This is a genomic window from Streptomyces sp. T39, from assembly GCF_008042045.1.
Lineage (GTDB): Bacteria > Actinomycetota > Actinomycetes > Streptomycetales > Streptomycetaceae > Streptomyces.
The window spans coordinates 143503-153926 of sequence record NZ_RDBP01000037.1 but is presented as its reverse complement, the minus strand read 5'-3'; the positions used below and the strand labels follow the sequence as shown (position 1 = coordinate 153926).

Below are 10424 nucleotides of genomic sequence, written 5' to 3'. Positions count from 1 at the left end.
CCCCCGGCACGGGCCCCGCACGCCACAGGGCCCCGCACGCCACAGGGCCCCGCACGCCACAGGGCCCCGCACGCCACAGGGCCCCGCGGCCTTGCGGCCGCGGGGCCCTGTGGTCGTGCGCCGGTCGTGCGGCAGGGGCCGCTACGCGTTCGACGGCTCCAGCGGCGCCGTCTCGCCCGGCTGGTCCGCCTGGCGCTTCGCGTCCCGCTTGGCCTCGCGCTTGGCACGGCGGCGCTCCTTGCGGAGCTCCACCATCGCGTAGAGCGTCGGCACCAGCAGCAGCGTCAGCAGCGTCGAGGTGATCAGACCACCGATGACCACGATGGCCAGCGGCTTGGCGATGAAGCCGCCCTCGCCGGTGACGCCGAGCGCCATCGGCAGCAGGGCGAAGACCGTCGCCAGGGCGGTCATCAGGATCGGGCGCAGCCGGTGCCGGCCGCCCTCGATCACGGCCTCCACGACGCCGAGGCCCTGTGCCCGGTACTGGTTGATCAGGTCGATCAGCACGATCGCGTTGGTGACCACGATGCCGATGAGCATCAGCATGCCGATCATCGCCGGCACACCCATCGGCGTGCCCGTGGCGACCAGCAGGCCGATCGCCCCGGTCGCCGCGAACGGGATGGAGACCAGCAGGATCAGCGGCTGGATCAGCGAGCGGAACGTGGCGACCAGCAGCATGAAGACGATGGCGATCGCGGCCAGCATCGCGAGCCCCAGGTTGAGGAAGGCCTCCTCCTGGTCCTCGGACACACCGCCGATGGACGCCGAGGCGCCCTCCGGCAGGTCGAGCGCGTTGATCTTCGTCTGGAGCTCGGCGCCGATCGCACCGGTGTTGTCACCGGTCGGCTTGGCCGTGATCGTGGCGGCCCGCGAACCGTCGATCCGCGTCATCGAGACCGGGCCCGGGACCAGCTTCACCTCGGCGATGTCGCCGAGCTTCACCGGTCCGAGCGGCAGGGCGCGCAGTTCCTCCATGGTCTGCGCCGGCTTCGCCGACGTGATGACGATGTCGCGCTCGGCGTCGCCGAGGATCGCCGTGCCGGCGGGCGTGCCCCGCACGGCCTGGCCGACGGCCATCCCGAGGGCGGCGTCGGTGAAGCCGGCGTCGGCCGCCTTCGCGGTCCCCTTGACGGAGATACGGGGGACGGACTGGGCGAGGTCGCTCTGGATGTCGGTGACGTCGTCGAGCTTGCCGACCTCGGCGCGGACCGCCTCGGACGCCTTCTGGAGCACCTCGGCGTCGGACGCCTTGACCACGACGCTCAGGTCCTGGCTGCCGAATCCGTCGCCGGAGGCGATCGTCGTCTCGCCGATGCCGTCGAGCGCGCCGAGCTCCTCGTCGATCCGGTCGCGGACCTTCTCGTACGCGGACGCGTCCTTCAGCGTGAGCTGGTACGACGCCTGGTTGGCGCCGGTGCCGCCGCCGAAGGCGGCCATGAAGCCGGAGGAACCGACGGTGACCTGGTAGTCCTTCACCTCGTCGATGCCCTGGAGGACCTTCTCGACCTTCTTCGCCGACTCGTCGGCCGCCGCCAGGCTGGTGCCGGGGGCCAGCTCCTGCTTGATCGACATGACCTCCTGCTCGCCCTGGTCGAAGAAGTTCGTCTTGAGCAGTCCGGCCATGCCGAAGGTGCCGAAGAGGACGACGAGGGCCAGCACGACGCTGGTCACGCGCCGGCGGGTGGCGAAGCGGAGGACGGGGACGTAGGCGCGCTGGAGCGGGCTCTTCGTCTCCTTCTCCTCGGCGATGCGCCGCGCCTCCTCGGGATCCATGCCGCGCACGGCCTTCGGCGCGCGCAGGAACCAGTACGAGAGGACGGGGACGACGGTCAGCGACACCAGCAGCGACGCGAGCAGGGCCGCGGTGACGGTCAGGCTGAACGAGCCGAACAGTTCGCCCACCATGCCGCCGACGAGGCCGATCGGCAGGAAGACCGCGACGGTGGTCAGGGTGGAGGAGGTGACGGCGCCCGCCACTTCCTTCACCGCGGTGATGATGGCGCTCTCGCGCTCCTCGCCGTAGCCGAGGTGCCGCTTGATGTTCTCCAGCACCACGATCGAGTCGTCGACGACCCGGCCGATGGCGATGGTCAGGGCGCCCAGGGTCAGCATGTTGAGGGACAGGTCCCTGGTCCACAGCACGATCAGCGCCAGGACGACGGAGAGCGGGATGGAGACCGCGGTCACCAGGGTCGAGCGCAGCGAGGCGAGGAAGACCAGGATCACGATGACCGCGAAGACCAGGCCGAGGGCGCCCTCGGTGGTGAGACCCGAGATCGACTTGGAGACCGCCGGGCCCTGGTCGGAGACGACGGTGATGTCGGCGCCCGCGCCGAGGTCGGTGCGCAGACCGGGCAGCTTGTCCTGGACGGCCTCGGAGATGGCGACGGCGCTGCCGTCGTTGTCCATCGTGGCGAAGACGGCGAGGCTGGGCCGGCCGTTGGTGCGGGTCAGGGAGACGGGCGTCGACTCCGTCTGCTCGACGGCCGCCACGTCGCCGAGACGGACGGGCTTGCCCTTGCCGCCCTGCGCGGGCACGATCCGCAGCTCCTCGATCTGCTGGAGGCTGGTGAAGCCGCCGCCGACCTGGACCGTGCGGCTCTTGCCGTCCTCGGAGAACGAGCCGGCCGGCATCGTGGCCCCGCCCGCCCGCAGCGCCTCGGAGAGCGCCATGGTGTTCAGGCCGGCCGCCGCGAGCCTCCGCTCGTCCGGCGTGACGGAGACCTGGAGGTCCCGGACACCGTCGACGGACACCTGGCCGACGCCGTCGATGTCCTCGATCGCGGGGACGACGGTCCGCTCCAGCTGGTCGGCGAGCGCCTGCTGGTCCTTGTCGGAGGTGACGGCGAGGACGACGGTCGGGATGTCGTCCGTCGAGCCGGCGATGACCTGCGGGTCGACGTCGTCGGGCAGCTGGGCGCGGGCCCGGTTCACGGCCTGCTGGACGTCGGCGACGAGCTGCTTGGTCCCGTCCCCGTAGTCGAAGCTGGCCATGATCACGGCGTTGCCCTCGCTCGCCGTGGAGGTGATGCCCTTGATGCCGTCGACGGCCTTGATGGTGGTTTCGAGCGGTTCGACGACCTGCTTCTCGACCACGTCGGGGGAGGCACCCTGATAGGGGGCGAGCACCGACACCATCGGAAGTTCGATGGAGGGCAGCAGCTGCTGCTTGAGCTGGGGTATGGAGATCGCGCCGAAGACGATCGCCACGATGGACATCAGCCCGATCAGGGCCCGTTGCGACAGGCTGAATCTGGACAGCCAGGACATGGGGTCTCTCTTCTGTGGCGTACGCGGGGAGGGACGGCCCGGGGGCCAGCCTCTATACCTTGGGGCACCGGGGGCGGTGCATCCGTAGCCCCCAGGTCCCGTTCCTCACGCCGCGCATACCGCAGCTGGAGTACGCTGCGCCGCCCTCAGTCCACCCTCGGACGTACCAGCCCGGACTCGTACGCCGCGACGACCAGCTGAGCGCGGTCACGGGCGCCCAGTTTCGCCATCGCCCGGTTCACATGGGTCTTCACCGTCAGCGGGCTGACCTCCAGCCGGACGGCGATCTCGTCGTTGGAGTGGCCCCCGGCCACGAGCACCAGGACCTCCCGTTCGCGGCCGGTCAGCGCGGCCAGCCGCTCCGAGCGCCCCGCGGACTCCGGTCCGTCCGCCGCCCCGCCGCTCTGCGCGAGGAACCGGGCGATCAGCCCCTTGGTGGCGACGGGGGACAGCAGTGCCTCCCCGCCGGCGGCGACCCTGATCGCGTTGAGCAGCTCCTCGGGCTCGGCGCCCTTGCCGAGGAAGCCGGAGGCGCCGGCGCGCAGCGACTGCACGACGTACTCGTCGACCTCGAACGTGGTCAGCATGACCACCCGTACGTGGGACAGCTCGGGGTCGGCGCTGATCTGACGGGTGGCGGCGAGCCCGTCGGTGCCGGGCATCCGGATGTCCATCAGGACCACGTCGGCGCGGGCGGAGCGCGTCAGGGCGACGGCCTCGGCGCCGTCGGCGGCCTCCGCGACGACCTCCATGTCCGGTTCGGAGTCGACCAGCACCCGGAACGCGCTGCGCAGCAGCGTCTGGTCGTCGGCGAGCAGCACCCTGATCGTCATGCGTCCTCCCCCGCGCGGCAGGCCCGGGCCGCACGCCGCGCGGCACCGGCGCCGTCCGCGCCCGTCGTCAGGGGCAGTATCGCCTGCACCCGGAAGCCGCCCCCGTAGCGGGGGCCCGCGGTGAGCGCCCCGCCCAGCGCGGCGACCCGCTCGCGCATCCCGATCAGTCCGTGACCGCCGCCCTCGGCCGCGGCGGGGCCGGCGACGCCGTTGTCGAGGACGGTGACCTCCAGCGTGGAGCCGACCCGGACCACGCTCACCTCCGCCCTGGCGTCCGCCCCCGCGTGCTTGCGCACATTGGTCAGCGACTCCTGGATGATCCGGTACGCGGCGAGGTCGACCGCCGCGGGCGGGGTCACCCCTTCGTCGGCGCGGGCGACCTCGACGGTCAGACCCGCCTGGCGGAAGGTGGTGACCAGTTCGGCGAGGACGCCGAGCCCGGGAGCCGGTTCGGTGGGCGCCTCCGGGTCGCCGGACTGGCGCAGCAGACCGACGGTGGCGCGCAGTTCGTTCAGCGCGGAGCGGCTCGCCTCGCGGACATGGGCGAGGGCCTCCTTGGCCTGGTCGGGGCGCTTGTCCATGACATGGGCGGCCACCCCGGCCTGCACGTTGACCAGGGCGATGTGGTGGGCGACGACGTCGTGGAGGTCGCGGGCGATCCTCAGCCGCTCCTCGGCGACCCGCCGCCCGGCCTCCTCCTCCCGGGTCCGCTCGGCGCGCTCCGCCCGTTCCCTGATCGCGTCGACGAAGGCGCGGCGGCTGCGGACCGCGTCTCCCGCGGCGGCGGCCATGCCCGTCCAGGCGACGAGGCCGAGATTCTCCTGCGCGTACCAGGGCAGCGATCCGAACGACATGGCCGCACCGGTGAGCGCGGCCATGGTGAGCAGGCCGACCCGCCAGGTGGTGGGCCGGTCGGTGCGGGCGGCCACCGTGTAGAGGGCGATGACGGCGCTCATGGAGACGGGGGCGGCCGGGTCACCGGCGACCAGCTCGATGACGGACAGCGCGCCGGTGACGGCGAGGACGGCCATCGGCTCCCGCCGCCGGTACACCAGCGCGCCGGCGGCGACGGCCATCAGCAGGGCGCTGCGCGCCTCGGGCGTGCGGGTGCCGAACGTCGGGCCGTGGGGACCGTTCGGGTCGGCGAACGATCCGGCGACCATGCAGACGAGGACGGCGAGGGCCAGTCCGCCGTCGAAGGCCAGCGGGTGCGCGCGCAGCCAGCGCTGGGTGCGGGCGAGCCGGTCGGCGAATGCGGTCACGGGAGCCAACGTTACGTGCTGCGCCAGTGCCGCCGGACCGGGCCGCCGGTGACGGCGAGGACGGCCATCGGCTCCCGCCGCCGGTACACCAGCGCGCCGGCGGCGACGGCCATCAGCAGGGCGCTGCGCGCCTCGGGCGTGCGGGTGCCGAACGTCGGGCCGTGGGGACCGTTCGGGTCGGCGAACGATCCGGCGACCATGCAGACGAGGACGGCGAGGGCCAGTCCGCCGTCGAAGGCCAGCGGGTGCGCGCGCAGCCAGCGCTGGGTGCGGGCGAGCCGGTCGGCGAATGCGGTCACGGGAGCCAACGTTACGTGCTGCGCCAGTGCCGCCGGACCGGGCCGGCGGGCGGATCCGGCCACCGCGGGCGGCGGGCTGACATGCCCGTGCCGCCGTGCGGGACCGGGTGGTCCGCACGGCGGCACGGGTGGAGTGGAGTGCCGGGCCGGGTGTCAGGCGCCGGGGATCAGGCCGTCCTCGCCGAGCAGCGCGCGGACCTCTTCGAGGGTCGCGTCGGGCGACGGCAGGATGAGCTCGGACGGTTCGAGCGAGTCCGCGGGCAGCGGCTCACCGAGTTCGCGGACCTTCTCCAGGAGGGCGTGCAGCGTGCTCCGGAAACCGGGGCCGTCACCGCTCTCCATCTCGGCGAGCAGGTCGTCGTCGAGCGTGTCGAGTTCGGGGAAGTGGCTGTCCGCCACCTCCACCTGGCCCTCCCCCATGATCCGGACGATCATGACGATTCCTCACTGGCCGGGAACTGTCCGGGCACCGGCTGCCCGGACCGGGCGGGCGGCGGGGCCGCCGGCGCCGGAGCGCCGACGGCACGGCCGTCACTGCTTGTCGAACCTCGGGGTGCTCTGCTGCTGGCCGGACGCGTCCTGGCGCTGCGCGCCGCCCTCGATCGCCTGCTGCGGGGCCGGGCCGCCGGCCAGCTCCGCCTTCATGCGCTGGAGCTCCAGCTCGACGTCGGTGCCGCCGGAGAGACGGTCGAGCTCGGCCTGGATGTCGTCCTTGGCGAGACCGGACTGGTCGTCGAGCGCGCCGGACGCGAGGAGCTCGTCGATCGCCCCGGCCCGCGCCTGGAGCTGCGCGGTCTTGTCCTCGGCGCGCTGGATCGCGACGCCGACGTCGCTCATCTCCTCGGAGATGCCGGAGAAGGACTCGGCGATCCGGGTCTGCGCCTGGGCGGCCGTGTAGGTCGCCTTGATCGTCTCCTTCTTGGTGCGGAAGGCGTCGACCTTGGCCTGGAGCCGCTGGGCGGCGAGGGTGAGCTTCTCCTCCTCGCCCTGAAGGGTCTGGTGCTGCGTCTCCAGGTCGGTGACCTGCTGCTGGAGGGCGGCCCGGCGGGACAGCGCCTCACGGGCCAGGTCCTCGCGGCCCAGCGCGAGCGCCTTGCGTCCCTGGTCCTCCAGCTTGGAGGACTGGCCCTGGAGCTGGTTGAGCTGGAGCTCGAGGCGCTTGCGGGAGGTCGCCACGTCGGCGACCCCGCGGCGCACCTTCTGCAGCAGCTCCAGCTGCTTCTGGTAGGAGTAATCGAGGGTCTCGCGCGGGTCCTCGGCCCTGTCCAGGGCCTTGTTCGCCTTCGCGCGGAAGATCATCCCCATACGCTTCATGACACCGCTCATGGGCTTCGCGCGCCCCCTTCTGACGGACTCGGCTTCAGCACTCCAACAGAACCCACAGTACGGGCCCTGCTTCCATTACCGCACTGTTCGAGCGCGGATGCGCTCATCCCCAAGGACGACTGCGAACGGCTCCGCTCCGGCCCAGGGAGTAGGTGAGCGTCAGGGATCCGTGACCCTGCGTCCACTGTGTGGTGGTTCTGTCCAGTACGGACGCCCGGTGTGGCCGGATCGTTCCCCGCGGCGGCGGTGTCCATGCGCGGACCGCCGGGGACTGTGGCACACCTCCTGTCCCGGACCGGCGCGCCACCCCGTACCCTTGGGCCTTGTGTTCCGTAGCCGTTCCAAGGAAGAGAAGGCCCCCACCGGCAAGGTGACGGCGGACCTCTCCAAGCAGCCCCGAGACCCCGAGGCCCCCAAGGGCCGCCCGACGCCCAAGCGCAGCGAGGCCCAGGGCCACCGTCGCGCTCGTGCGAACAGTGCGCCCCTGGACCGCAAGGCCGCCATGAAGCGCCAGCGCGAGGTGCGCCGGGCGGACCTGGCCAAGCAGCGGGAGGCGCTCGCCAGCGGTGACGAGCGCTATCTGCCGGCCCGGGACAAGGGCCCGGTGCGGCGCTTCGTCCGGGACTTCGTCGACTCCCGCTTCTGCATCGCCGAGTTCTTCCTGCCGCTCGCGGTGGTCATCCTCGTCCTGAGCATGGTCCGCGTCGCGCAGCTGCAGAACGTCGCGCTGCTGCTGTGGCTCGGCGTGATCGTGCTGATCGTCGTCGACTCGATCGGTCTGACGATCCGGCTGAAGAAGCAGCTCAGGGAGCGCTTCCCCGACGAGCCGAAGCGCGGCGCGGTCGCCTACGGCCTGATGCGCACGCTGCAGATGCGCCGTCTGCGTCTGCCCAAGCCCCAGGTCAAGCGCGGAGAGCGGCCCTGAGCCCGCACTCGGCCGTGCCCTCCGGCTTCGCCGGGGCGTCCGCCGAGTGGCTGGCCGGGGTCGACGGGCTGCGCAACATCGTGCGCCAGGAGCTCGTCGCCCGTCAGCTGGAGGAGCAGATCTCCGCCCGCTACCCGGTCGGGCAGCGGCTGCGGGTGCTCGACGTCGGCATGGGGCAGGGCACCCAGGCACTGCGGCTGGCACGGGCGGGGCACGCGGTGACGGGCATAGAGTCCGACGCGGTCATGCTCGACGCCGCCCGGCAGGCGCTGTCGGGTGAGCCCGAGGGGATCCGCGAGCGGGTCCGCCTGGTGGAGGGCGACGGCCGGGACACGGGCGTGCACTTCCTGCCCGGCAGCTTCGACGTGGTGCTGTGCCACGGCGTGCTGATGTACGTCGCCGAGGCGGACGCCATGCTGGCGGGCCTGGCGCGGATGCTGGCCCCGGGCGGTCTGCTGTCGCTGCTCGTGCGCAACGGGGACGCGCTGGCGATGCGGGCCGGACTCGCCGGGGACTGGGCCGGCGCCCAGGCGGCGTTCACCTCCGACACCTACACCAACAGGCTCGGGCTGACCGTGCGGGCCGACCGGCTGGACGCCCTGACGGCCACGCTGGAGGGCATCAACGCGCCGCTGCACGCCTGGTACGGAGTGCGGGTCTTCACGGACGGCGCCGGCGAGGACGCCGTCACGCCGCCGGCCGACGAACTCCAGCGGCTCCTCGCCGCGGAGGAACGGGCGGGACGCACCGACCCCTACCGCAGGGTGGCCGCGCTGCTGCACCTGTGCGGAGTGCGGCGGGCCTGACGGCGGAGCCGGCGCCGCACACCGGCGCCCGGCTCCCGCGGACCTGCGCTCCCGGGGTCCGCGGCGGACGCCCCGGACCCCGGGAGGCCCGTCAGGACTCCTCGGCGTGCAGGCTCATCGGCCCGTAGATCACCGTGCCGTCCTCCGAGAGCACGACCTGGTCGGCGCCGCCCTCGTGGAGCGGCTTCCAGTACTCGCCGATCCAGGACTCCGCGTCGCCCTGCGTGCTGAACTCCTCCGGCTCCACCGCCGGCTGGACCTCCGTACCGTCGGCCTTCTCGAACCGCCACGTCCATGCCATGTGCGCCTCCCGGGTACCTGGGGTCGTACAGCTGATCATTCGGTGCTGCCCGCAGCGTAGCCGGGCGCGCACCCGCCGCGGGGACACGGGAGGATCGGGGGCGTGGAACTGACATTGCTCGGCACCGGCGCCCCGGCCGGACTCCCCCGCCCCGGCTGCCCCTGCGCCGTGTGCGCGACCGCCCGAGGCCCCGAGGCGCGCGCCGCGACGGCGCTCCTGGTGGACGGTGCGCTGCTGCTCGACCTCACCCCGGGGGCCGCCCTGGCCGCCGCGCGGGCCGGGCACTCGCTGGCAGGGGTGCGCCAGGTGCTGCTGACCCATCCTCACGACGGCCCCGCCGTGGAACTGCCCGCCGGGCTGCCGACGGCGGGCCGCGTCCCGGACGGGCGGGTGCTGACGCTGATCAGCGGCCACCGGGTGCGCGCCGTGTCCGTCGACCATCCCGGGACCGGGTACGAGGTCACCTCCCCCGAGGGGGAACGCCTGCTCTACCTGCCGCCCGGCGCGGCACCGGCCGGGCTGGCGGACGGGCCGGCGGCGTACGAGATGGTCGTCGCGGACGTCGTCGGGCGTCCGGACGCGGTCGCCCGGCTGCGGGCGGCGGGCGCGATCGGGGCGACCACCGACGTGATCGCCGTCCATCTCGGCCACGAGGTGCCGGGCGGCGCCGAACTGCGGCGCAGGCTCGCCGCGGCGGGCGCGCGGGCGGTCCCGGACGGCACCACGCTGATCGTGGGCGAGTACCACGCCGTGCCCGACGTGCCCCGGCGCACGCTGGTCACCGGAGGGGCCCGTTCCGGCAAGTCACTTGAGGCCGAGCGGCGGCTGGAGGCGTTCCCTGACGTGCTGTACGTCGCCACGGGCGGGACGCGCGGCGACGACACCGAGTGGGCCGCCCGGGTCGCGGCCCACCGCGACCGGCGGCCGGGCTCCTGGCGGACGGCCGAGACCTGCGACCTGGTGCCCCTGCTCGCGGCCGAGGGCCCGCCGCTGCTCATCGACTGCCTGTCGCTCTGGCTGACCGACGCGATGGACCAGGCAGGCGCCTGGGACGACGACCACTGGGCGGCCGGCGGCGAGCGGGCCCTGCGCAAGCGCACGGCCGAACTCCTCACCGCGGTACGGGAGACGGGCCGCACGGTCGTCGCCGTGACCAACGAGGTCGGCGCGGGCGTCGTGCCCGCGACCGCCTCGGGGCGCCGCTTCCGCGACGAACTGGGCCGTCTGAACGCGGCGTTCGCGGCGGAGTGCGAGCATGTCCTCCTGGTGGTGGCGGGGCAGGCGGTGCCCCTGCGAGGGTGACGCGCGGGTTCGTCCGCCTGGTGCGGGCCGGTGGTTGCAGCACGGCCTGCGGCCGTGTCCTCAAGCGCCGGACGGGCTGTTTGGGCTGGGGTTCGTT

9 protein-coding genes and 1 pseudogene are annotated in these 10424 nt (G+C 73.3%); 3 read left to right on the top strand and 7 right to left on the bottom strand.

Going from position 1 to position 10424, the window contains the following annotated elements; translation table 11 throughout:
* Nucleotides 1-141: 141 nt before the first annotated feature.
* The 6 genes and pseudogenes from EAO77_RS23110 to EAO77_RS23085 form a co-directional block, all read right to left on the bottom strand.
* Nucleotides 142-3273, bottom strand: a complete 3132-nt coding sequence (locus EAO77_RS23110; protein ID WP_147990218.1) for an efflux RND transporter permease subunit — start codon at nucleotides 3271-3273, stop codon at nucleotides 142-144.
* A gap of 146 nt (nucleotides 3274-3419) precedes the next feature.
* The gene (locus tag EAO77_RS23105; RefSeq protein WP_147990217.1) at nucleotides 3420-4106 is read right to left on the bottom strand and encodes a response regulator; all 687 of its coding nucleotides are present in this window, start codon (nucleotides 4104-4106) and stop codon (nucleotides 3420-3422) included.
* Entirely contained in the window at nucleotides 4103-5368 is a 1266-nt protein-coding gene (locus tag EAO77_RS23100) for a sensor histidine kinase (protein WP_147990216.1), read from the bottom strand. The genes EAO77_RS23105 and EAO77_RS23100 overlap by 4 nt, the downstream gene beginning before the upstream one ends.
* 44 nt (nucleotides 5369-5412) lie before the next feature.
* Nucleotides 5413-5667 (bottom strand): annotated as a pseudogene (locus EAO77_RS23095) (two-component sensor histidine kinase); the annotation flags it as partial.
* 153 nt (nucleotides 5668-5820) lie between these two features.
* The gene (gene pspAA, locus EAO77_RS23090; protein WP_147990215.1) at nucleotides 5821-6102 is read right to left on the bottom strand and encodes a PspA-associated protein PspAA; all 282 of its coding nucleotides are present in this window, start codon (nucleotides 6100-6102) and stop codon (nucleotides 5821-5823) included.
* 96 nt (nucleotides 6103-6198) lie between these two features.
* On the bottom strand, nucleotides 6199-6993 hold the full coding sequence (locus EAO77_RS23085) for a PspA/IM30 family protein (protein WP_147990214.1): 795 nt from the start codon (nucleotides 6991-6993) through the stop codon (nucleotides 6199-6201).
* Between the two features lie 325 nt (nucleotides 6994-7318).
* On the opposite strand from EAO77_RS23085, the gene EAO77_RS23080 reads away from it, so the two are divergent.
* Nucleotides 7319-7918, top strand: coding sequence for a DUF3043 domain-containing protein (locus EAO77_RS23080; RefSeq protein WP_187283374.1), 600 nt, complete (start codon nucleotides 7319-7321; stop codon nucleotides 7916-7918).
* Between the two features lie 50 nt (nucleotides 7919-7968).
* On the top strand, nucleotides 7969-8724 hold the full coding sequence (locus EAO77_RS23075) for a methyltransferase domain-containing protein (protein ID WP_261994157.1): 756 nt from the start codon (nucleotides 7969-7971) through the stop codon (nucleotides 8722-8724).
* A 91-nt stretch (nucleotides 8725-8815) separates the two neighbouring features.
* Here EAO77_RS23075 and EAO77_RS23070 read toward each other — a convergent pair whose 3' ends face one another.
* Nucleotides 8816-9025 carry a hypothetical protein gene (locus tag EAO77_RS23070; protein WP_147990213.1) on the bottom strand — a complete coding sequence of 70 codons (210 nt, stop codon included), beginning with the start codon at nucleotides 9023-9025 and terminating at the stop codon, nucleotides 8816-8818.
* Nucleotides 9026-9127: 102 nt separating this feature from the next.
* Here EAO77_RS23070 and EAO77_RS23065 point away from each other — a divergent pair, with 102 nt between their 5' ends.
* A complete protein-coding gene (locus EAO77_RS23065; RefSeq protein ID WP_187283373.1) occupies nucleotides 9128-10327 on the top strand; it encodes a bifunctional adenosylcobinamide kinase/adenosylcobinamide-phosphate guanylyltransferase in 1200 nt (399 codons plus the stop codon).
* Nucleotides 10328-10424: the final 97 nt, after the last annotated feature.